The sequence below is a fragment of the Methylocystis sp. SC2 genome, assembly GCF_000304315.1.
Classification (GTDB): domain Bacteria; phylum Pseudomonadota; class Alphaproteobacteria; order Rhizobiales; family Beijerinckiaceae; genus Methylocystis.
Map to the genome: position 1 here is coordinate 1,710,912 of NC_018485.1, position 20,438 is coordinate 1,731,349.

Sequence of the window (20,438 nt, forward strand, 5' to 3'; positions counted from 1 at the left end):
TGCACGGTCGTCGCGATGCTGATCGCGGCGACGATCCTGCACTGGGCGTTCTGATGCGCGAGCGGCTGTTCCGGGCGGCGTTCTGGGTGTCGATCACCATACTCGCCGCCTGCTTTCTCAACGGAATGAGGCGCATGTGATGACGACAGCCGTGAACATTCTCGCGCTGATCGGCGGCCTTTGGGTTGGCGCGAAAGCGGTCGGCTTCCTGCGCTGGCGCTGCTTCATCAATCGCGACGGAAGCTCGGGGCGGTCCGGCCGGCACTGGAGTCAAGAGCGATGATGTTCCCGCCCGACATCGAGCGGAACGGCAAGCTGCTCTTGCTCGCCGTCATGCTGATCTTTGTCGCCAGCCACGCGCTGCAGATCGCCAAGGCGGTCTACCGCATAGCCTTCTGAAGGAGCGCGAAGATGATCGAGCTTTCCTGCGTCGTTGCGCTGGCGGTGATTTTCTGCATCGTCGAGCGCTGGATCTGCTTCAACCGCGCGTGATGCTCCCCGCCGATCCTGACACGAAGCTGGTCTGGGGTCCTGTTTCGTCGTCTCGCGCCACAAGGATGGGCGCGGGCTTTCGGACATTCTCGCCGAGGCGAAGCGCTGGCGCATGCCGATGACGCGCGCCGACGCGCTCCAAATCCTGCGCCGCTACGTCGATATGTTCGACAAGGACGTGCGGCAGACGCGCGGGAAGTGAGCTAGGAGCGGGCCGGGCGCTGCTCCGGCGAGCGGGCTAAAGTGCATGGCAAAGCCACGGCGCTTACATCAGCTTATCCGCGTAGGGCGCTTCTACTGCGTGTCTTGAGCGTCTTCCACGCCGCCGCTCCCGCGCATTTTCTACCAAACACCAGACCATAAGGAAAGACCATGACCGCTCTTAGGATGAGCGCGGACGGCCGCGCCAAATTGATGCAGCGCGAGGGTGTGCGCACGAAGGCTTACCGCGACTCGGTCGGCGTCTGGACGATCGGCGTTGGCCACACCGCCGCCGCCGGGCCGCCGCATCCTGTCGCCGGCATGGAAATCTCGCGCGCCGAGGTCGACAGGCTTCTTTCGCGCGACCTGGGGCAGTATGAGAATGCCGTCAATGGAGCCGTGCGCGTGCCGCTTACGCAAGGGCAGTTCGACGCTCTGGTATCGTTTTGCTTCAATATCGGCATCGGCGGGTTCAAAGGTTCAACAGTCGTCAAGCTGCTCAACAAGCGCAACTACCGCGGCGCGGCCGATGCTTTCATGAAATGGGTCAAGCCGCCGGAGATTCGCGGCCGTCGCGAGTCCGAGCGCCAGCAATTCGTGCGCGCGACCTATGCGCAGAAGGCGGAGCAATCTGGCGGGGCGCTGACCGCCGCTGACCTGCGCGCGGCCGGCTCCCGCACGATGGACGGCGCGGCGATGGCTAAGACTGGCGCGACGGCCGCCGTAGGGCTCGAGGCGCTGTCCGGCGGCGCCGACTATCTCTCCAAGGCGTCGGACGCGGCGGACACCGCCTCCAACATCGCCGCCAATGTCCAGAACGTCCATCAGGCGGCTGGCGCGGCGAGTCAGTCGGCGACGGGCGTTCTTGCATGGTTGCACGCCCATCCCGGCGTGCTGTTCGGACTGGAGCTCGCCATCACGCTCGGCGCGCTGGCGGCGATCGGATACACGCTTTACGGCGTCTCGAAAATCATCCGCGCCAAGGTCGACGACACCAATGATCTGCTTGCCGCGCCGATCGAGGAATCCTTCGAGGACGCAGCGCTCGACGCGGGCGACTATCCAGGCGCCGACTTCGAGGAAGCGGTCGAGGAACTGAATTACGTCGACGCGCGCTCCTCTGACGATCGGAAGACGGCGTGAGCCATGACTGGCGTTGATCCGAACCGCCGACCCCGGATCTGGCCGGCGGTCGTCGTCTGTGTGCTTCTGACCGCCTTTCTTGCGGCGAAAGTAGTGGGGTTCGCGCAATGAGACTGCTGGGCTATTTCGCCGCGCAAACATTCACCGCGGCCTATCAGCGCGTCGCGCCGATCTTCGACTTCGCTGGCGATCATCGCTACGGCACGATCGCGCTGCTGTTCGCGATCGGCGCCGTCGCGGCGCTGTTCCTGATGCCGGTGTTCAAGCGGCAAGTCGCTGCGGGGCTCGCCTTCATCGCGCTGCTCGTCGCGATTTACGACGCCGGCTACAGCCGCCGCGCAAAGATTGATCGCGCGGCCTGGGCGCAGGCCGAAGCCGCCCGCAAGGCGGCGGAGGACAAGGAAGAACAACGCCGAGAGGATGTCGTCGACGGAGCCTTTACATGGGCGCGCGAAGCGGCGCAGCGACTCTCGGCCGAAGAGGCAAATCGCGCAAAACAAACCAAGGAGATCGACGATGCGGCTCGCAGTAGCCATCGCCCTGGCCTCAGCCTTCCTTTCGTCCTGCAACTCGACAAAATACGCTGATCACGCGCCGGTCGTCGTGCTGTCGACGCCAAAAGCTCAACCACCAAAAAAGCTGACGCAGCCCTGCGTTGGAAATGCGCGCCTGCCGCATCGAGCGCTTGACGAGGGCGAAACGGCGAGCCTGTGGGGGCATGATCGCAAAGCGAACGCCGACTGTGGGCCGCGCCACAGCGCGCTCGTCAAATGGCTGCACAGGCGCGACGCCGGGCTCGCCGGGAAGGCGCTCCCCGAGCCGCCCAAAGAGCCGATCGAACCCGACCCAGTCGCGGCCGAGCCTGCAATCCGCAATCCGCTGTCCAGCCTGTTCGGCGGCGCTGCAACCGAGGAATGATCTGACCATGCCGACACCGACCTGCCACAGCCTATCAAGCATCCTCGGCGGCATGTTCCAGTCGACGTCCGACAGGATCGCCTTGGCGGCCTCCGGTGTCGCCAGCGCGCCGCTGCTGCTGCAAAATCACCTGAAAGACGCCAATGAATTCGTGGTGTTCGTCGCCCCGACGCTGGCAAGCGTCTTCCTCGCGCTGAAGATCATCCTCGTCATCCCGCAGATTTTAGCGGAGTGGGGAAGGTTTTTGAGCAAGTGGTGGCGTAAGGAGTGAGCGCTCGTCGCCCGGCGATGTGCTTGCGCCTTTCGATATCGCCACATCCTGGTATTGTCGCTCATGGTGGATTTCGATCCATCCATCTCTGGTCAGACATGCGGCGCCCCTGCTACAATCGCGCAGATTCCAATATCCCCACCGCGCGAACCGCAAAGGTGCGCCCAGCGAGTAAGAAGCGCATTAAAAATCAAAGAGCCATTTTTGGGCGCACCTTCACGTAAGGCATTGTCCTGTCGACGGAAGTCAACATCTACTTCCCCCACCATTTGCTCTAAAGAATATGCTGATCCCTGGGCCCTCAACGGCGCGGGCTAGACCTTGTCAATAGCGCCAAAGGGCGGCAAATTTGCCTGCGGACGGGAGCCCATCCGGGGAATGCCGGCTCATCTGCGCTGAACCCTTACGCGGGAGGGGGTCATGGGGAGATCAAATTCAAACCAAATTGTCGCTCGATCGCGCGAACTTTGGGTCGCGATGCCCAGTTGGGCGCGCGTCGCCGCTATTTTGTTGATAAGCTCGGTTTGTTCTTCGACGGCGAAAGCGGGCTCAGGTCCGCTTTATCCTAAAGGCGCGAGCGTTTTTATCCCGTTCGTCAACGCAGCCGATGTCAGTAAGTCCTATGCCAGCCCTCAAATCCGGGTCGGGTTCAGCAATAACTACAACTCTTCCTTCACTGTCACCATGGACACCGGTTCGATAGGCATTATCGTAGGCAGAAATTATTTCACTCCACCGGCAAAAGGGAGAGCGGATCCAAGTTTTATCGGTCCAGGATCCGAAACGCTTACCAGCAGCGGCTATTACTTCACCGGAGACTGGTATAGAACTACTGTGCATTTATATAACGACAAAGCCGCGGTCGCAGTCTCGACAGTGCCTGTCATGGCTGTCACCAACGTATCTTGCATAGAGGGCGCCAGAGATTGCCATATAGTTGATCACAACGGAGTCGATGTACATTATTTCGGCGTCGGTTTCGCCGGGGGGTCGGGTGTGCCTCAGGGAACGCCGGACAAGAACGCTTTTTTAAATGTCACGAAAATATCGGAGAGCAGCTCACTGCCTTCGCCAGGCTATATTTTATCCACGCAAGGCGCGCATATCGGTTTAACGTCAAACAATACCAAAGGTTTTGCTTTTATTAAACTGGAGCCGCTGTTGGCGCCGACTCTTGCGCAATGGCAATCCGCCCCTGCATCTCCAAATGTGCTGACCGATTGGCAACATGCGCGGGGGACGATCACGGTGAATGGCGTATCGGGACGCGGCGGCATCTTGTTCGATACCGGGGTGAACACTGGTTTTTTGACGCCGCCCATCGGGGTGACCGTGATGACTGGAATGGGGCCAACGACGCCCCACAAAGCTGAGTGCAACACGAACCCGCCGACCTGCGCTGTAAGCGGAACGACGGTGCAGGTTTCGTTTCCGGATCAAACTCAGCCGGTTGCTTCGTTAAACTATACTGTCGGCCCCAATAATGGCGCTCAAAAAGGAAATCCAGTTTCGCCCTATGCCGTGTCGGTCGACCACACTGGCGCGCCTTTTTTGAACACGACCGTTCGCATCTTGCAGGGGTTCGCTTACCTCTATGACGCCGCTAACGGTTTCGTTGGCCTGAAAGCCACAGGTAACGCGCCTCCTCGATTTGCTATTAGTAAGCCTTGGGGTGTGGCGGTTGAGGGCGTTTTTCAATGTTTTTTCGGTTGGGCTAAAGTTAATTTTGGTCCCCGACCAACGACGGGCTCCCTCTCCAGCACCTTCGTGGCTACGGCGTCCCGACCAAATCCCTTCCAGCCTACGGAATACAGCTGGCCTTATACCTATGTTTACGATTCATATAATCGTAAGTACATCGGAATTTCCTCTGGCGTTCCGGCTTCCGACAATATGCCCGCCGCTACTAGCCTCGCCAACAATGTATACACTTGGGGGGCTTCCGGCCCGTCTAATGGTACGAATGAAGGCGCTTTAGCGCCTTGGTTGGCTGCCGCAGGTTGTCAATAAGGCGGACGGCGCCCACTCCTTGAGTGGTCGTCGCCGTGCGGATTTCACCCTTCCGTCCGCCGTCCCAGCGAAGGCGCTGCATTGTAGCCGATTCGATCAGTGAAATTCTCCCGATGCGTCGATCAGCGAAGGACGCGCAGCCGCGCGCGCAGGGCGTCGTAAAGCGGCGCGTCGCTCATCAGCGTCGGGATGAGCATGGCGGTGAAACAGGCCGCCAGCATCGGCAGCAGCAGGAGCGCGCTGCCGGTCATTTCCGTCGCCAGCACGAGCCCGGTCAGCGGCGCCCGCACCACGCCCGTAAAGAAGGCGGCCATTCCAACCGCCGCGAAAGCCTCCGGCTGAATGGGAAGGTCCGGGAACGCCAATCCGCAACCGGCGCCAAAGAGGAGTCCCAATTGCGCGCCCAGCGCCAGCAGCGGCGCGAAAAGACCGCCCGGCGTTCCCGCCGAATAGGACAAGGCGCCGAACCAGAACCTCAGTTGAAAGAGGAACGGCAGGACGAAAAGGCCGGGCGCCCCAAGCAGCGCGTTCTGGGTGAGACGATCTCCCCCGCCGACGCATTCCGGTCCGAACCAGGCGAGAACGCCCGCGGCGGCGCCGATGGCGGCGGCGCAGGTCTCCGCCGGCAGGCCGCGCACGAGGTCGACCGCGGCCAGCGTCGCGAGCACCGCCTTATTATAGGCGATGGCGACGGCGCCGCAGACGACGCCGAGGACGAAGAACAGCGGGCCGATCGCCGGCGCCGGATAGGCCAGCGGCGGCAGTTGGAAATCCGGCGCGTCGCCCAGAACAAGATGCGCGACGGCGATCGCGGTCGAGGACGCCGCCAGCGCGGCGATCGCTATCCTGTGCTCGAATTTTTGGACGAGCTCTTCGAGGACGAAAACCGCGCCGGCCATCGGCGCGTTGAAGGCGGTCGCGAGGCCTGCGCCCGCGCCCGCCGCCAGCAGAACGCGGCAATCCGGCCAGTCTCGGCGGAAGGCGCCGCCGAAGAGATGGCCGAGCACCGCGCCCATCTGCACGCTCGGTCCTTCCCGGCCGAGCGCAAGGCCCGAGCCGATCGCCAGCCATCCGCCGACGAATTTCACCGGCAGCAGGACAAAGGGCGACGGCGCCGCGTCACCGCGCAGGACAGCCTCGACATGCGGAATCCCGCTCCCGGACGCGTGCGGCGAATACCGCCGCACCAGCCAGGCGGCGACGACGGCCGCCGACGCGCAGCCGCCAACGAGCAGAATAAAGCCCGCGATTGAGTGGCCATGCGCCCAATCGATAACGGCCGCGCGAAAAACGTCGGCCCGCTGCAGCGCAAGCCGGAAAAGCGCGCAGACGAGACCAGCGACGGCGCCGACCAGCAGGGCCAATGTCGCGAGGACCGTCAGATTGCCCTCTGAAGACGCCAAGGCCGTCGAGCGGGCCTTATGAAGGTCGCGATAAAGCATGTCGCAGCGGCTCGATCCATGGAGGCTGGGGGCCACGGCGAAGCCATAGCACGATTACGGTCGGGAACGCGCTCCTGAAGCGTCTGCGCCGTAAGCGCTCTATGCTTCCGCTTGCGCTGTCTTGTCCAGCGCAGCGGCGTTTGGCATGTTGCGCGGCCACGAACACAGGGAGCGCGCATGACCCGGGTTTTCAGGATAATCGCCGCCGTGATGTTTTGCGTCGGCGTCGCGGCTCCGGCCATGGCGCATACGCCCGATATTTCAACGGGCAAAATCCTTCCCAAGGACAATCGAACCTATGCCGTCGAGGTCGGCTTTCTCGCCACCGATCTCGAGCGCATGTTTCAGGACACGATGAGCGAACGCGCCAGCGTCGACCTCTCGGCGCCCGGCGCGCTCGAAACGGAAATCGGCAAATTTGTCGAAAAACGCGTCGCGATGCGCGATGCGACAGGCCGGGCCTGCATCGCCAATGTCGAAAAGTCGGGCGAAGACCCCACCAACCAGGACAGCGCGCTCGTCATGATCCGCTTCGACTGCGGCGGAACGACTGGCGGGCTCTTCTATGACGCGACGAAGCTCCTCGCCACGCAAGGCGCAAAGGGGAAGCATCTGGTCACGCTCGAGGGGAGCGAAAACGCCGGCCAGACCATGCTCTACCCGACCGATCCCCCGCTCGATCTGTCAAAGCCTTTGGAAACGACCGGCGAGCTGATGTGGAAGTTTCTCAAGGCCGGCGTCGAACACATCGTCACCGGCTATGATCATTTGTGCTTCCTGTTCGCCCTCATTTTGTGGGCGACGCGCGTCTGGCCGGTCGTCAAGATCGTCACCGCTTTCACCATTTCGCATTCGATCACCTTGTCGCTCGCGGCGCTCAACATCTTTACGCTTCCCTCGACCTTGGTCGAAGCGCTGATCGCCGCCTCGATCGTTTTCGTCGCGGTGGAGAATTATTTCTCGCGCGACGTCGACAACCGCTGGCGCAACACTTTCCTCTTCGGCTTCATCCATGGTTTCGGCTTCGCCTCGGCGCTGACCGAAATGGGCGTGCCGCAAGGAGGCGTCGTGCCTGCGCTCGCCGCGTTCAACATCGGCGTCGAACTCGGGCAGATCGCCATCGTCTTCGCGGTCATGCCGATCCTGTTCCTGATCGACAAGCAGACCGGCGGCAAGCGCAGCGAAAAGCTCGTCTACGTCGTCTCGGCGCTGATCGCCGTCGCGGGCGTCTACTGGTTCTTGGAGCGAATTGGAGTTCTGCCGGGGTAAGGCGCGACCCGGATAGGGTTGCCCCCGGCCGGCGGCCGCTACCTATTTCGTTCGGAATGGAGCAGCCATGAAAACCCCTCATCCAGATGACTTTCGCATCGAGCGCGATGGATCGCGCATCGTCGTGACCTTCACGCCTGCGGGCAAGCAGTTCGCCTATGACGCGGACGGCGGGGAACTCCAGGCCGGCGCGGCGGCGCAGGCGGAGCCTGAGCAAGTGGACTATGATCCGCTGGACGTGGAGCGCATGGCCGCGGAGCTCGCGGGCGCGGTGATACGCGCGCACTGAGGACCGGGTCGCGGCGTCACGTTCCGCGCCGCGACCCCGCCCGATCCAAGCTACCGCCTATCCCTTTACCCGCACATATTCACCGGGCGCGTCGCAGATGATCTTGAGCTTGCCGCCGCCGGGCTGGCGGGCGGGGACTTTCCTCGGCGCCTGCGCCGTCACCCAGGCCAGCCAATGCGGCCACCAGGAGCCCTTGGTCTCCTTCGCCTTCTTGATCCAGTCCTCGAAAACGCCCTTCGGGGAGCCGCCCGTCCAATATTGATACTTGTTTTTGGAGGGCGGGTTGATGATCCCGGCGATATGGCCCGAGCCGCCGAGCACGAAGGTGACGTCGCCGCCGAAAAACCTCGCGCCACGAAACACGGACGGCGCCGGCGCGATATGATCCTCCTTGGTCGCGATCTCAAAGACCGGGATTTTGACCTGACGCAGATTCAACCGGACGCCGTCGATGATCATTTCGCCGCGGGCCAGGCGATTTTCGAGATAGCAGCTGCGCAGGTAGAAGGAGTGATTGGCCCGCGGAATGCGCGTCGAATCGGAATTCCAATATAAGAGATCGAAAGCGGCGGGCTCGACCCCCTTCATGTAATTGTTGACGACGTAATTCCAGATGAGTTCGTTCGGCCGCAGCATGTTGAAGGCGTTGGCCATTTTGTAGCCTTCGAGATAGCCGGTGCGCGCCATGCTTTCGTCGAGCGCCGCAAGACGCGCCTCGTCGACGAAGATCTGCAGATCGCCGGCGTCCGAAAAATCGACCTGCGTCGCAAAGAAGGTGACGCTGTCGATGCGATCGTCGCCGGTCGCCGCCATATAGGCGAGCGTCAGCGCGAGCAGCGTGCCGCCGACGCAATAGCCCGCCGCCGTGACCTTGCGTTCGCCCGTCGCCCGCTCGATCACGTCGAGCGCGGTCAGCACGCCCTCGTGCATATAGGCTTCAAAGCCCTTCTCGGCCTTGGTCTCGTCGGGATTGACCCAGGAGATGATGAAGACCGTGAAGCCCTGCTCGACCGCCCAGCGCACGAAGCTTTTCTCGGGGTTGAGATCGAGCACATAGAATTTGTTGATCCAAGGCGGCGTGATGAGCAGCGGCCGCACATAAACGTCCGACGTCGTCGGCTCATATTGAATGAGCTCCATCACGTCATTGCGCCAGATCACCTTGCCGGGCGTATTCGCCAGATCGACGCCGAGTTCGAATTTCCGATCCGCGCTCTGGCGAATTTTCAGCACGCCGCCGCCCGCGGAAATGTCTTCCGCGAGCATTTTCAGGCCGCGGACCAGATTCTCGCCCTTGGCGTCCATCGTGGCGCGCAACAGCTCGGGATTGGTCGGCACGAAATTGGATGGCGAGATCGCGCTCGAAATCAGCCGCGTATAAAAGACGGCCCTGGCCTTTGTCTGCGGATCGAGACCCTCGGCGCTCTCGACCATGTCGCCCGCCCAGCGCGACGCAAGCAGATAGGATTGCCGCAGCCAGTCGAAGAACGGATTCTCGTTCCACTCAGGCGCCGAGAAACGCTTGTCGGAGAGATCCGAGGGGACAATCGGCGCGACGTTCTCGCCGCCGTAGCGGCGAAGCGTCTGCCGCCAAATCTCGCTCAACCCGCTGTAAAGATCGGCCTGAGCGACGGCGGCGCGCTCGGGCTTCGACAGCCAATATTCGGCGACGGCGCCGAGAGTCTTGGTGGCGTCGGCGACGCTCGCGGCGAGCTCGCTGCGCGTTTCGTCGGGGTTGGCGCCGCCGATCGCCGCGGCCAGCGCTTTGCGGCCCTCGTCCACGAGCTGCGCCATGTTGTCGGCGATCGCTTCGATATCGAACCGGGCGAATATCTCCTGATTGGCGAGCGGCGCGGGAGCCGCGGCGCCATTGGGCGCCGCTGGCGCGGCCGTTCGCGTCGACGCGCTCGGCGCCGAAGGCTTTTTCGCCACGGTCTTTTTCTTGGCCTTGTTCTTGGCCTTGTCGGCCGGCTTCACCGGCGGTTCGGACTTGCCAAGCGCCGAAACCTTCTCCGCCGTCGCGCCTCGTTTCCGTCTGGCGGCGGGATCCTGGTCCTCATTTGCGCTCATGCCCTAAACCTGTCTGTTTTCAAAAGAAGGCGCGCAGCGGCCGCGTCGCTTTGGTCTAACAACTGCGCGCTGATGAGAAAAGCTCTGCCGCCTGGCCGCGGGAAGAAGCCTGTGGGCGAGATAAGCTTGCATTATTACAATGCAATATCGATCCTTGTCTCGGCGCGGAGAGCCATACCGGACGAATTCGGCGAAAAGGTCGCAAGCGACCGCTCGGTCATTTCGCGCAAAAGCGGCTCTATGCGGCTCCGGCGCTGTCCAGCGCCGCGAGCTGCGGCGACAAGGCTAGACCATGCGCGGCGGCGACGGGCGGCGAAAGAACGCGTCCCGCCGAAATTTCCAGCCCCGCGTGAAGATGCGGATCGTCCTCGATGGCGCGGCGCCAGCCCTTGTTGGCGAGCGCCAGCACGAAAGGCAATGTGGCGTTGTTGAGCGCGAAGGTCGACGTGCGCGGCGTGACTCCGGGCATGTTGGTGACGCAATAATGCACTACGCCGTCAACGACATAGGTCGGGTCGGAATGGCTCGTCGGCCGTGACGTCTCGCAGCAGCCGCCCTGGTCGATCGCGACGTCGACGATCACGGCGCCGCGCTTCATCGTCGGCAGCATGTCCCGCGTGATCAGGATCGGCGCCCTGGCGCCCGGCGCGAGCGCCGCGCAGATGACGAGATCGGCGCGCTTCACCGATTCGGCGATCGCGGCGCGGGTGGAATAAATCGTGCGGACCGCGAAACCGAAGCGCGTTTCGAGACGCCGCAGCGCGTCGGGGTTGCGGTCGGCGACAAGCACGCTCGCGCCCATGCCGAGCGCAATCGCCGTCGCCTGCGCGCCGACGCTGCCCGCGCCGAGAATCAGAACGTCGGCGGGCGGCACGCCCGGCGCGCCCGCAAGCAACACGCCGCGGCCGCCCGCCTGCTTTTCGAGAAAATGCGCGCCGATCTGCGGGGCGAGCCGGCCGGCGATTTCCGACATCGGCGCAAGCAGCGGCAATCCGCCGCCGGGCGCCGTGACCGTCTCATAGGCGATGCAATGGGCGCCGCTCGCCATCAGCGCGCGCGTGAGCTCAGCGTCCGCGGCGAGATGGAAATAGGTGAAGAGGACATGGTCAGGCCGCAAATAAGCGATCTCGCGCCGCTGCGGCTCCTTCACCTTGACGATCAGTTGCGCGGCGGCAAAGAGCGCATCAGGACCATCGACGAGCGTCGCGCCCGCGGCCGCATAGTCCGAGTCAGAGAGATCCGCGCCCTCGCCGGCGCCGCGCTCGATGAAGACGTCATGCCCCGCATGGACGAGCTCGGCGACCGACGACGGCGTCAGGCCCACACGATATTCATTGTCTTTGGTTTCTTTGGGCGCGCCGACACGCATTTCCGGCTCCAAAATACGGCGTCGACTCGGGTAAACATCTCGCCTCTGGGGAATATATGCAAAGGGCGACCTTTCAAAACAAGGGCGAAGGTCAAGCGGGTTTCAAAACGGCGGAGAGGAAGACATGCCGACCATCAATACGGACAAAGTCTGTTTCGTCGTCGTCAAGGCGCGCGAGCTTGAAAGCGAAGATGAGGGGATCGACGCGGACGCGTCGAACGCCACGGACGACGGTTTCGTCAGCGTGTTGACGGAGGACGCGTTCCCGACCATTCGCGACGAGGTTTCCTCCTTTATCGAGGCCATGGACGTCGACGAGCAGATCGAACTCGTCGCGCTGATGTGGGTGGGACGGGGCGACTTCGCCGCCAGCGAATGGGGCGAAGCTCTCGCGCAAGCGCGAGCCCGGCACGAAGGCGCGACATCGACCTATCTGCTCGGCGTGCCGCTGCTCGCCTCGTTTCTTGAAGGCGGCCTCGCGGAGTTCGGCGAGAGCTGCGAGCTTTACGCCGCCGACCGGCAGTGACGGCGCCGCGACGTCGAGAACGCCGGAGAGGACCTCGATCCTGGAGCGAAGGCGACCTATTTACCTCATGCGGCGAAGCATCGAGGAGATCCCCCCATGAATCGCAGGATTTTTGCTGTGGCCCTGGCTCTGTCCATCGCGGCCTTTTTCGCCCCCCGATTGGCTTATGCGGAAGATCATCTGGCCGAAGCCGTCACCCACACCAAACAGGCGATCAGCGAAGGCAAGCAGGGAAAGGCTGAGGCGTTGACGGTTCATGCGGAAGAAGGCTTGAAGCACGCCAAGGCCGCCGAAGCGCAAAAGCCGAATGAGCACACCAAACAGGGAATCTCGCATCTCGAAATGGCCATCGACCACGGCAAGCAGAAGCATGCCGACATCGCGACCAAACACGCCGAAGAGGCGCTGACTCATCTCGAGGCCGCGAAGAAATAAGTCGCGGCGCCCTGACAGAGTGAAGAGAGCGGCCTTGCTGGGGCCGCTCTTTTTTGCGGCTGCGCATGGCCGGGCGGCCATGACAGCGCCGCCGGGATCGCCTATGGACGTCGGGGCGGACCGCCCGCCGACGGGCCTTTTCGATGAAGCTTTCCTCCTCGCTGCTGCGCGCCAAATCCATCGAATCGCTGCAAGCCGAAGCCGACCGGCCGGGCGGTTTCCGCCGCGTGCTCGGCGTCTGGCAGCTCACCGGCATCGGCCTTGGCGGCCTCATTGGCGTCGGCATTTTCGTGCTGACCGGCGTCGTCGCGGCGACTCAGGCTGGCCCCGGCGTCGCCCTCTCCTTTCTGATCGCCGGCGTCGCGAGCGCCGCGGCGGCGCTGTCCTACGCCGAATTCGCCGGCATGATTCCCGTCGCCGGCAGCGCCTACACCTATGCCTATGCGGTGCTGGGCGAACTCGCCGCCTGGATCATCGGCTGGGATCTTCTGCTCGAATATGCGCTGGTCGTCGCCGTGGTGGCGATCGGCTGGTCGGCCTATCTGCAGGCGCTCATCGCGCAATTCGGCCTCGCGCTCCCCGAATGGGCGAGCGGCGCGCCGGGAACCGGCGCCGGCCGCGCCGTCGATCTTTTCGCCGCGCTCGGCGCGCTTGGCGTCGCCTTCCTGTTGACGCTGCGCGTGGAGCTTGGCGCGCGCTTCAACGCCGCGATGGTGGTGGTCAAAATCGCCGCGGCGCTGTTGGTGATCGTCGCCGGCCTTCCCTATGTGCGGGTCGAGAATTGGACGCCCCTCATGCCCTTCGGCTTTTCCGGCGTGGCGCAGGGCGCGGCGGTCGTGTTCTTCGCCGTGTTCGGCTACGATACGCTGACGACCGCCGCCGAAGAAGCGCGCGCGCCGCAGCGCGACGTGCCGCGCGCCGTTCTCCTGTCGCTCGTCGTGGCGCTGACGCTCTATATCGCCATGTCGCTCGTGCTCACCGGCGTCGTGCGCTACGACACGCTCGACAATCCGGCGCCGGTCGCGAGCGCCTTCGCGTCGATCGGCCTGCCCTGGGTCGCCTTCGTCGTGTCGCTCGCCGCGGTCGCCGGCATCATCAGCGTGATGCTCGCCTTTCTTCTCGCCTGCGCGCGCATCTGGTTCGCGATGAGCCGCGACGGCCTGCTGCCCGGCTGGTTTGCGAAAGTGCATCCGCGCTTTCAGACGCCCTATCGGCCGACGCTGATCGCCGGCGCGCTGACCGCGCTCGTCGCCGCGCTCTATCCGATCAAGGAAGTCGCGGAGCTGGTGAATATCGGCACGCTCTCCGCCTTCGTCGTCATCTGTTCGGCGATCATCGTGCTGCGCCGCACGCGCCCCGACGTGAAGCGCAGCTTCCGGGCGCCTTTCGTCCCGTTCACGCCGCTCGTCGGCGTCGGCTTTTCGCTCTGGCTGTTATCGCGCCTGCCGGCGGTGGCGTGGGAGCGCTTCGCGATCTGGATGGCGATCGGCCTCGCCATTTATTTTCTCTACAGCCGCCGTCACAGCCGACTGGCGGGGAACGCTGAAGAATGATGACGCCGGCGGAGCGGATTGGCGGCGATCAGTGATGAGGATAGAGCCGGTGATGCGGCGGGTGATAGGGATTGAGATGCCTGCGGTGGTGGTACGGGCAAGGGTAGCGCCAATGCCGAATGCCGCGCGTGTGATGCGTGGGCGTGGTGGTTACAAAGCAACCGCCGCGGTGATGTCCGGGAGCCGCGCCGTCATGCATGAGCGCGACCTGCCGCGCCACGGCTGGCGACGGCGCCATCATGCTGGCAAGCCCCCAAGTGGCGGCGACCAATGCATAGATGACGACCACCTTAGATTCGTTCTCGGTCCTGACCTTGGACATACGACTCTCCGGTCCACGATCTGCGCACGAGCAAACGCGCGCGCCAATTCGCCAGATAGATCGCCGAGGAAACAAAGCTAGAAGTCGCCGGAGCGAAATAGGAGAGGTGGCGCACGCGCTTCCGCACCATGCACGAAGGGTCTCGTTCAACTGGCCGTCGTCGCCAGCGCCGCCGCTCTATCCCCTGATCGTATCGAGCCCTCGATCGTCGCCGGCAGGCCCGTATTCGTCCAGTCGCCGGCAAGCCACAGATTGTCCCAGCGCGTCTTCGCATCGGGCCGGCGCTTCTCCTGCGCCGGCGTCGCGGCGAAGGTGGCGCGCTTCTCCTTGACGATCTGCCAGGGCGGCGCCGCCGCCGGCAGGCCCGTCGCGGCCGAGACCTCCGCCCAGATTTTTTCCGCGAGCGCTTCGCGCGACTCATCGATCAGCCGGTCGGCGCCGCTGATCGTGACCGACAGGCGATCGTCGAAGGCGAAGAGCCATTCGGTGAGCGTGCCGATCATGCCGAGAAGCGGCGGTTGGCCCGGCGGCGGCGCGATCTTGAAATGCGCATTCAGGATCGCGCGAAAATCGTCAGGCGCGACGAGACCGGGCAGAAGCTCCTGCGCGATCCACGGCGGCGTCGCGAGGACCACGGCGTCGCCTTTTTCCAGCGTCACTTCCGCGTCGCCGAAACGCAGCGCGCCGACGCGCGACTCCTCGAAAGCGATGTCGCGCAGCCGCGCCCCGAAGCGCGGCTCGACGCCTTTGGCGCGAAGCGTGCGCAGCGCCGGCTCGATGAAGGCGTCGCCGAGGCCGCCTTTGGCGACCATGGGGCGGCAGGCGTCGCCGCCCGCCGCGAGCGTCTCGCGCAGCACGGCGCCGGCGAGCGTCGCGGACGCCTCTTCAGGCTCGGTGTTCAAAGCGGAGAGCAGAACCGGGCGCCAAAGCCTCTCCCACAGCGGACCGCGGCAGCGCATCGTGTCGCCGATGGTCGCGCCGTCCTTCGCAAAGAGAAGCTTTCCGGCGCCGAGATAGTCCAGCGGCCCGGCGCCGGGGACACGGCGCTCGGCGACAAACACCCACCAGGGAATGCGCGAGGCGTTGGGGCGCAGCGTCCAGCGCTCAGCCGTGCGCGCGTCGAGAAAGTCGAAGGCGCATTCGTCGGGGCCAACGAGCGCGTCGCTCGCGCCGATGCGCTTGGCGTAATCGCGCGCCGCCCGATTGCCCGAGAGCAGCAGATGATTGCCGTTGTCGATCGTCAGGCCGAGCGACGCGTCGAAATAGGAGCGGCAGCGGCCGCCCGCCATGCGCGCGGCTTCATAGAGCGCGACGCGCCGTCCGGCGTCGGCAAGACGCAGCGCGCAGGCGAGCCCCGCGAGGCCCGCGCCGACGACATGAATCGTTTCGCTCACGTGAAGGCGTGTCGCAGGAAGGCGCTGACGAGCTTGAGACGCGACGCCCGCACCGGCGCGCGCGGCGCCGAAAAGCCGCGCGCGGCGAGACTGTCGAGGATAGACCGATAGCCGGCGGCCATCAAATAGGGCGCTTTCACCGCGCGCTTGGGCAAGCCCGCCATGACCAGATCCGCCTGGTCGTAATGTTCGCGGGCGCGGCTGAGGACCGGCGCGCAGACTTCTTCGAGCGAGGGATGCGACAGCACGGCGTGCGGCGCCAGGCTGGCCACGCCGGCGGATTCAATCGCCTCTCGCGGCAAATACAGCCGTCCCCGCGCGGCGTCCTCGTCGAGATCGCGCAAGATGTTGGTGAGCTGCAACGCGCGCCCGAGGTGGTAGGCGAGCAGTTTCGGACCCGTCGGCAAATCGCATTCGGCGCCCGGCTCATCCTCGGCGAGGCCGAAGGCGCGCACCGACAGCCGTCCCACGGCGCTCGCGACGCGGTCGCAATAGAGTTCAAGCTTTTCCCAGTCGGGCGCGCAAATATCCTCCTCGACGTCCATGGCCATGCCCTCGATCACCGATTCGAAATCGGCGCGGTCGAGTCGGAAACGGCGGACGGGTTCGGAGAGAAAACTCACGCGCGCGCGAATGCGGCCGGCGTAAAGCTCATCGAGGTCGGCGCGCCATTGGTCGAGCGCGGCGCGGCGCGCGGCGCGGTCGCCCTCGTCGTCGGCGATGTCGTCAACGGCGCGGCAGAAGGCGTAAATGGCGAACATCGCGTCGCGCCGCGGCGGCTCGAGGATGCGCATCGCGAGATAGAAGGAGCTTCTGGTCGCGATGGCGCGCGTGCGCAGCGTCGTGGAATCGGCAAGCGCGTCGATGGTCATTGGCGCGTCCTCGGAATGGCCGGCGACGCCGCACGGGGACGCGAAATGCGGCGAAGCAGCGCGCCGAGCGCGCCCGCCGCCCCTTTGAGCGCAAAGCTGAACTTGCCGTCGTGAACCTTGTCGCGCAGCGGGTCGGCGATCGCGAGGCGCGCGACGAGATGTTCGGCGAGCGTCTGGATGGCGCCGACCTCCATGGCGAGGCGGGCGTCGTCGATCAGATCGGCGAAGGGACGCGACTGCGCGAGCAGACGCCCGGTCTTCTCGTCGAGGTCGCGGACCGTCGCCAGGAGCGGCGGCGGCGCGCTTTCCTGCGCGAGCATTTCGACAGACGCGCCATGCGCCGCGAGCGAATCCTGCGGCAGATAGACCCGGTCGAGGTTGCGGTAATCCTTGCCGCAATCCTGCAGGTGATTGATGATTTGCAGCGCCGCGCAGAGCGCGTCATTGGCCGGCCAGACCCGGCCGGGGTTCTCGCCATGGAGATCGCAGACGAAGCGTCCGACCGGCATGGCCGAATAGCGGCAGTAATCGATGAGATCGTCCCAGTCGCGATAGCGCAGCTGCGTCACGTCGCGCTTGAAGGCGGCGATCAGGTCGCGCGCATGCTGCGGATCGAGGCGCCGCTCCCGGCAGGTTTCGCGCAGGCGGCGCGCCACCTCCGCATCCTCTTTCGCGTCTCCGATCAGGGCGGCGTCGAGCGCGTCCAGCCGATCGAGCTTCGCTTGCGCGGAAAGCGTCGGATGGTCGGCGATGTCGTCGGCGGCGCGAACGAAATCATAGAAGGCGAGGATCGGCGCGCGGTGCCTGGGCGCGATGAGAAAGGAGGCGACGGGGAAATTCTCGTCGCGATGGGTCTTTCCCGAACTCGTCTGCGCAATATCCATATGACGCCGTCTTGCCGCTCCACGGCGCTGGCGCGCCCTATACCTCGATTTGCCGGTTCGCCTCGATCTCGGCGGGCGTTTCGAAGCGCTGCGCCGATTTTTGCGCGCGCGGCGCCTGATAGCGGCCTTTCCATTCGCCGCCGCGGCCGTTCAGGTGCCGCCAAGCCGATTCAACCGTAAACCACGTATAGCACGCCGCGACGCCAGGCAAAGCAAAGGCGCGCCATCGCGACAGGCCGTAAAAGCGCAGCGTCGGCATATAGGCCTGCGCCATCAGGAGCCAGGAGACGAGCGCCGTCTCGCGCGCCGGCGACTCGCCGAACAGCGCCAGATAGGGCGGCGCAAGATAGGCGGCCGCCAAGCCAAAGAGCGCGCCCGCGAGACGCCAGGGCGAATAGCTGAGCTGCGCATAGGCCGAGCGCACGACCATTCGGGAGATATCGGCAAGGCGCGGATAGGCGCGCAGGCTATGGACGTCTTCCGTCAGGCCCAGCCAGATCGGCCCTTGCGCCTTCATCAGCGCGCCCAGCGCGCAATCGTCGATCAGCGCGCCGCGAATGGCCCGCAGGCCGCCCGCGGTCGCGAGCGCCTCCGGACGCACAAGCATGACCCCTCCCGCGGCGCCCGCCGCCGGGTGGTCCGGATCATTGATGTGGCGGAACGGGTAAAGCTTCTGGAAATAGAAAATGAAGGCGGGGACGAGCCAGCGCTCCGCGACGCTTTCGCAACGAAGTTTGACCATGAGCGAGGTCAGAACGGCGCCGCGCGCCGTCGCGCCCGAAGCGAGGCGGGCGAGCACATGCGGCGAAAATTCGATGTCCGCGTCGCAAAACAGCACGAAATCCGGGTCGATCGGCAAGCTCCGCACGTGATCGAACCCACGTTGCATCGCCGCGAGCTTTCCCGTCCAGCCCGCATCGGGTCCGCGCGAGGAGAGAATCGTCAGGCGGCTCGAAGCGCCACAGGCGGCCGCGCAGCGGCGGGCCGCCTCGGCGGTGCCGTCGTCGCTCTCGTCATCGACCAGAATGACGTCGAAGCGGCCATGGAACTGTTGCGCGAACAGCGACGCCAGGCTTTTTTCGATCACGTCGGCTTCGTTTCGAGCCGGAACGATCGCCACGACATGAGTCGCCGGGACCGCGGCGTGGCCGCCGAGGTTCCGGTCGTGTTCGGTCAACCGCCAGAACCCGCCGCGAAGCGCGATCAGATAAAGCCAAACGAACAGCCCGAGGGCGGAGATGACAATCGCGAGCATGGGCGAATCGGGGTAAGGATTCGACAAGACCCGTCTTTTATCACTCACGCTCTAGGCAAGCCAGCGCGCCTTACCTCCTATCGCTTTTCCCAGCCCGCGTCGGTCTTGACATAGCTTCGCTTCACCGCGGCCCAGGCGATGCGATGCGCCGCCTCCTCCTGCCGCGGGTCGCCGCGATGGGCCTCAAAGGCGTGGTTGAAGGCCTCGCGATAGATGTCCTGCGCGTGCGCCGGAAGAATGCGCTGGAGATTTTCGGGCAGGTCGGCGCTGCTGGCGTAGGGCATGCGGCGGACCTCGATCAGGCGCCGGTCATCTCGCCCGCCACCGCCGCCGCCGCCGCTGCGGGATCCGCGGCGCGGGTGATCGGCCGGCCGACGACGATATAGTCGGCGGAGGCTGCGACCGCCTGCCGCGGCGTCATGACGCGCTTTTGATCGCCGACGTCGGCGCCTGAAGGCCGCACCCCCGGAGTCACCAGCAGCATGTCCGCGCCCACAAGCGGCCTTATGGACGCAAGCTCCATCGGCGACAGGATGAGGCCGTCGACGCCCTTCTCCTTGGCTTGGCTGGCGCGGCGCGCGACGAGATCGGCGACGCCGCAGGCGTAGCCCGCTTCTTTCAGATCCGCGTCGTCATAGGAGGTCATCACCGTCACGGCGAGGAGCTTGAGCGCGCCGCTCGAGGCGCCTTCGCGCGCAGCCGCCATCGTCTGAGGAAAGGCGTGGATGGTGAGAAAGTCGACGCCGAGCCGGGCGATCTGCCGCGTCGCCCGCTCCACGGTGACGCCGATGTCATGAAGCTTCAGATCGAGAAATACGCGCTTGCCCGCGGCCTTCAGTTCCCGCGCGAAATCGAAGCCGCCCGGCGCATAAGCGAGCTCCATGCCGACCTTGAAGAAGGAGACCGTCTCGCCCAGCGCCGCGACCATCGCCCGCGCGTCCTCTACGCTTTCGACGTCGAGCGCGACGATCAGTCGGTCCTGCGGCTTCACGCCTTGCGCTTTCCGGCGAAACCGGCGTAACCCGCTTTGCGATAGCGCCAGACGCGGGCGGGCGGAATGTTGAGCACGATCGGCGGCGATCCCTTGCCGACATAGGCGCCATTGACGCCATTGGCGTGCATGGGCATCGGCGATTTGGTCAGGCCGTACGTGAATTGGATGAAGAGCCCCTCGTCGCCCATCAGTTCGAAGGCCTGGTTCAACAGCTCGACCCGATCGCGCTCCGGCCGCACCAGGAGCGGCAGGCTGGAGACGACGGTGGCGATCTTCCCCGGAACCTTGCCGTCGAGAGTCGCCTTGAGGCCATAGGCGTCACCTTGCACGATGTTGACGCCGGGGAAGCGTTCGGAGAGCAGATGGCAGAAGCGGCTCTCATATTCGACGAGGACGAGACGCTCGGGCGCGATGCCGCGGGCGAGCAGCGCCTGAGTCACCGGCCCGGTGCCGGGACCGAGTTCGACGATATGGCCCTCTCGATCCGGTTCGACGAAGCCGGCCATCGTCTTGGCCAGCGCCCGTCCGGACGGCGAAACGGCGCCGATGAGGCGCGGATTTTCGATCCACTGACGGATGAAGCGCGCGTTATCCACGAGCCTCGCGCGCCCACTGGCTTTCTGCGTTCTGTGCGACAACGACGCCCCTCCCGATCGGCGCGATGAAACGCGCAAACGGCCCCCGCGATCGGAGGGCCGTTCGGCGGATGATAGGAGAGCCGCGCGTCAA

Annotated in this window: 22 protein-coding genes; 11 read left to right on the plus strand and 11 right to left on the minus strand. The window is 64.7% G+C overall.

The window, feature by feature from the left end; all coding sequences use genetic code 11:
• The first annotated feature begins 139 nt into the window (after positions 1 to 139).
• From BN69_RS19445 to BN69_RS19140, 6 genes are all read left to right on the plus strand, one after another.
• Positions 140 to 283: a hypothetical protein gene (locus tag BN69_RS19445; protein ID WP_158491305.1), complete on the plus strand. Its 144-nt coding sequence runs from the start codon at positions 140 to 142 to the stop codon at positions 281 to 283.
• Between the two features lie 581 nt (positions 284 to 864).
• On the plus strand, positions 865 to 1,836 hold the full coding sequence (locus BN69_RS18460; protein WP_014891145.1) for a lysozyme: 972 nt from the start codon (positions 865 to 867) through the stop codon (positions 1,834 to 1,836).
• A 107-nt stretch (positions 1,837 to 1,943) separates the two neighbouring features.
• Positions 1,944 to 2,423 carry a hypothetical protein gene (locus BN69_RS08345; RefSeq protein ID WP_014891146.1) on the plus strand — a complete coding sequence of 160 codons (480 nt, stop codon included), beginning with the start codon at positions 1,944 to 1,946 and terminating at the stop codon, positions 2,421 to 2,423.
• Between the two features lie 16 nt (positions 2,424 to 2,439).
• On the plus strand, positions 2,440 to 2,754 hold the full coding sequence (locus BN69_RS08350) for a hypothetical protein (RefSeq protein ID WP_014891147.1): 315 nt from the start codon (positions 2,440 to 2,442) through the stop codon (positions 2,752 to 2,754).
• Positions 2,755 to 2,761: 7 nt separating this feature from the next.
• The gene (locus BN69_RS08355; RefSeq protein ID WP_014891148.1) at positions 2,762 to 3,025 is read left to right on the plus strand and encodes a hypothetical protein; all 264 of its coding nucleotides are present in this window, start codon (positions 2,762 to 2,764) and stop codon (positions 3,023 to 3,025) included.
• Between the two features lie 420 nt (positions 3,026 to 3,445).
• The gene (locus tag BN69_RS19140; RefSeq protein ID WP_014891149.1) at positions 3,446 to 5,035 is read left to right on the plus strand and encodes a hypothetical protein; all 1,590 of its coding nucleotides are present in this window, start codon (positions 3,446 to 3,448) and stop codon (positions 5,033 to 5,035) included.
• Between the two features lie 122 nt (positions 5,036 to 5,157).
• On the opposite strand, the gene clcA is transcribed toward BN69_RS19140, so the two are convergent.
• Complete coding sequence (gene clcA / locus BN69_RS08360; protein ID WP_014891150.1) at positions 5,158 to 6,477, minus strand: H(+)/Cl(-) exchange transporter ClcA; 1,320 nt, start codon at positions 6,475 to 6,477, stop codon at positions 5,158 to 5,160.
• Positions 6,478 to 6,654: 177 nt separating this feature from the next.
• Between clcA and BN69_RS08365 the strand changes: the two genes are divergently transcribed.
• Together BN69_RS08365 and BN69_RS08370 are read left to right on the plus strand one after the other, a co-directional pair.
• Positions 6,655 to 7,746 carry a HupE/UreJ family protein gene (locus tag BN69_RS08365; RefSeq protein ID WP_014891151.1) on the plus strand — a complete coding sequence of 364 codons (1,092 nt, stop codon included), beginning with the start codon at positions 6,655 to 6,657 and terminating at the stop codon, positions 7,744 to 7,746.
• 67 nt (positions 7,747 to 7,813) lie between these two features.
• Positions 7,814 to 8,035: a hypothetical protein gene (locus BN69_RS08370; protein ID WP_014891152.1), complete on the plus strand. Its 222-nt coding sequence runs from the start codon at positions 7,814 to 7,816 to the stop codon at positions 8,033 to 8,035.
• 57 nt (positions 8,036 to 8,092) lie between these two features.
• Here the strand turns inward: BN69_RS08370 and phaC are convergent, their stop codons facing one another.
• Both phaC and ald read right to left on the minus strand, forming a co-directional pair.
• On the minus strand, positions 8,093 to 10,105 hold the full coding sequence (gene phaC / locus BN69_RS08375; protein WP_014891153.1) for a class I poly(R)-hydroxyalkanoic acid synthase: 2,013 nt from the start codon (positions 10,103 to 10,105) through the stop codon (positions 8,093 to 8,095).
• Positions 10,106 to 10,343: 238 nt separating this feature from the next.
• On the minus strand, positions 10,344 to 11,474 hold the full coding sequence (ald, locus tag BN69_RS08380; protein ID WP_014891154.1) for an alanine dehydrogenase: 1,131 nt from the start codon (positions 11,472 to 11,474) through the stop codon (positions 10,344 to 10,346).
• 124 nt (positions 11,475 to 11,598) lie between these two features.
• On the opposite strand from ald, the gene BN69_RS08385 reads away from it, so the two are divergent.
• From BN69_RS08385 to BN69_RS08395, 3 genes are all read left to right on the plus strand, one after another.
• A complete protein-coding gene (locus BN69_RS08385) occupies positions 11,599 to 12,000 on the plus strand; it encodes a DUF3775 domain-containing protein (protein WP_014891155.1) in 402 nt (133 codons plus the stop codon).
• 96 nt (positions 12,001 to 12,096) lie between these two features.
• On the plus strand, positions 12,097 to 12,435 hold the full coding sequence (gene smbP / locus BN69_RS08390) for a small metal-binding protein SmbP (protein ID WP_014891156.1): 339 nt from the start codon (positions 12,097 to 12,099) through the stop codon (positions 12,433 to 12,435).
• 143 nt (positions 12,436 to 12,578) lie between these two features.
• Entirely contained in the window at positions 12,579 to 13,988 is a 1,410-nt protein-coding gene (locus BN69_RS08395) for an amino acid permease (protein WP_014891157.1), read from the plus strand.
• Between the two features lie 28 nt (positions 13,989 to 14,016).
• On the opposite strand, the gene BN69_RS08400 is transcribed toward BN69_RS08395, so the two are convergent.
• From BN69_RS08400 to BN69_RS08435, 8 genes are all read right to left on the minus strand, one after another.
• Positions 14,017 to 14,310, minus strand: a complete 294-nt coding sequence (locus tag BN69_RS08400; protein WP_041926879.1) for a hypothetical protein — start codon at positions 14,308 to 14,310, stop codon at positions 14,017 to 14,019.
• A gap of 146 nt (positions 14,311 to 14,456) precedes the next feature.
• Positions 14,457 to 15,704, minus strand: coding sequence for a hydroxysqualene dehydroxylase HpnE (gene hpnE / locus BN69_RS08405; protein ID WP_014891159.1), 1,248 nt, complete (start codon positions 15,702 to 15,704; stop codon positions 14,457 to 14,459).
• Positions 15,701 to 16,576, minus strand: a complete 876-nt coding sequence (hpnD, locus tag BN69_RS08410) for a presqualene diphosphate synthase HpnD (RefSeq protein ID WP_014891160.1) — start codon at positions 16,574 to 16,576, stop codon at positions 15,701 to 15,703. The genes hpnE and hpnD overlap by 4 nt, the downstream gene beginning before the upstream one ends.
• On the minus strand, positions 16,573 to 17,460 hold the full coding sequence (gene hpnC, locus BN69_RS08415; protein ID WP_014891161.1) for a squalene synthase HpnC: 888 nt from the start codon (positions 17,458 to 17,460) through the stop codon (positions 16,573 to 16,575). The genes hpnD and hpnC overlap by 4 nt, the downstream gene beginning before the upstream one ends.
• Positions 17,461 to 17,497: 37 nt before the next feature.
• Complete coding sequence (locus BN69_RS08420; protein WP_014891162.1) at positions 17,498 to 18,715, minus strand: glycosyltransferase; 1,218 nt, start codon at positions 18,713 to 18,715, stop codon at positions 17,498 to 17,500.
• Positions 18,716 to 18,792: 77 nt separating this feature from the next.
• Positions 18,793 to 18,999 carry a ChaB family protein gene (locus tag BN69_RS08425; protein WP_014891163.1) on the minus strand — a complete coding sequence of 69 codons (207 nt, stop codon included), beginning with the start codon at positions 18,997 to 18,999 and terminating at the stop codon, positions 18,793 to 18,795.
• 14 nt (positions 19,000 to 19,013) lie between these two features.
• Positions 19,014 to 19,706, minus strand: a complete 693-nt coding sequence (gene pyrF / locus BN69_RS08430) for an orotidine-5'-phosphate decarboxylase (RefSeq protein ID WP_014891164.1) — start codon at positions 19,704 to 19,706, stop codon at positions 19,014 to 19,016.
• Positions 19,703 to 20,305 (minus strand): class I SAM-dependent methyltransferase, encoded by a 603-nt coding sequence (locus BN69_RS08435; RefSeq protein ID WP_014891165.1) that lies wholly within the window; start codon positions 20,303 to 20,305, stop codon positions 19,703 to 19,705. Before BN69_RS08435 ends, pyrF begins: the two co-directional genes overlap by 4 nt.
• Positions 20,306 to 20,438 lie beyond the last annotated feature (133 nt).

Excerpts from the sequence above, each read along its gene's own strand:
- ald (WP_014891154.1), bottom strand. The coding sequence starts at position 11,474 with ATGCGTGTCGGCGCGCCCAAAGAAACCAAAGACAATGAATATCGTGTG.
- BN69_RS08425 (WP_014891163.1), bottom strand. The coding sequence starts at position 18,999 with ATGCCCTACGCCAGCAGCGCCGACCTGCCCGAAAATCTCCAGCGCATT.
- hpnC (WP_014891161.1), bottom strand. The coding sequence starts at position 17,460 with ATGGATATTGCGCAGACGAGTTCGGGAAAGACCCATCGCGACGAGAAT.
- clcA (WP_014891150.1), bottom strand. The coding sequence starts at position 6,477 with ATGCTTTATCGCGACCTTCATAAGGCCCGCTCGACGGCCTTGGCGTCT.
- BN69_RS08370 (WP_014891152.1), top strand. The coding sequence starts at position 7,814 with ATGAAAACCCCTCATCCAGATGACTTTCGCATCGAGCGCGATGGATCG.
- smbP (WP_014891156.1), top strand. The coding sequence starts at position 12,097 with ATGAATCGCAGGATTTTTGCTGTGGCCCTGGCTCTGTCCATCGCGGCC.
- hpnD (WP_014891160.1), bottom strand. The coding sequence starts at position 16,576 with ATGACCATCGACGCGCTTGCCGATTCCACGACGCTGCGCACGCGCGCC.
- BN69_RS19140 (WP_014891149.1), top strand. The coding sequence starts at position 3,446 with ATGGGGAGATCAAATTCAAACCAAATTGTCGCTCGATCGCGCGAACTT.
- BN69_RS08365 (WP_014891151.1), top strand. The coding sequence starts at position 6,655 with ATGACCCGGGTTTTCAGGATAATCGCCGCCGTGATGTTTTGCGTCGGC.
- BN69_RS08345 (WP_014891146.1), top strand. The coding sequence starts at position 1,944 with ATGAGACTGCTGGGCTATTTCGCCGCGCAAACATTCACCGCGGCCTAT.
- BN69_RS08385 (WP_014891155.1), top strand. The coding sequence starts at position 11,599 with ATGCCGACCATCAATACGGACAAAGTCTGTTTCGTCGTCGTCAAGGCG.
- BN69_RS19445 (WP_158491305.1), top strand. The coding sequence starts at position 140 with ATGACGACAGCCGTGAACATTCTCGCGCTGATCGGCGGCCTTTGGGTT.
- phaC (WP_014891153.1), bottom strand. The coding sequence starts at position 10,105 with ATGAGCGCAAATGAGGACCAGGATCCCGCCGCCAGACGGAAACGAGGC.
- BN69_RS08420 (WP_014891162.1), bottom strand. The coding sequence starts at position 18,715 with ATGCTCGCGATTGTCATCTCCGCCCTCGGGCTGTTCGTTTGGCTTTAT.
- BN69_RS08400 (WP_041926879.1), bottom strand. The coding sequence starts at position 14,310 with ATGTCCAAGGTCAGGACCGAGAACGAATCTAAGGTGGTCGTCATCTAT.
- BN69_RS08395 (WP_014891157.1), top strand. The coding sequence starts at position 12,579 with ATGAAGCTTTCCTCCTCGCTGCTGCGCGCCAAATCCATCGAATCGCTG.
- BN69_RS18460 (WP_014891145.1), top strand. The coding sequence starts at position 865 with ATGACCGCTCTTAGGATGAGCGCGGACGGCCGCGCCAAATTGATGCAG.
- BN69_RS08355 (WP_014891148.1), top strand. The coding sequence starts at position 2,762 with ATGCCGACACCGACCTGCCACAGCCTATCAAGCATCCTCGGCGGCATG.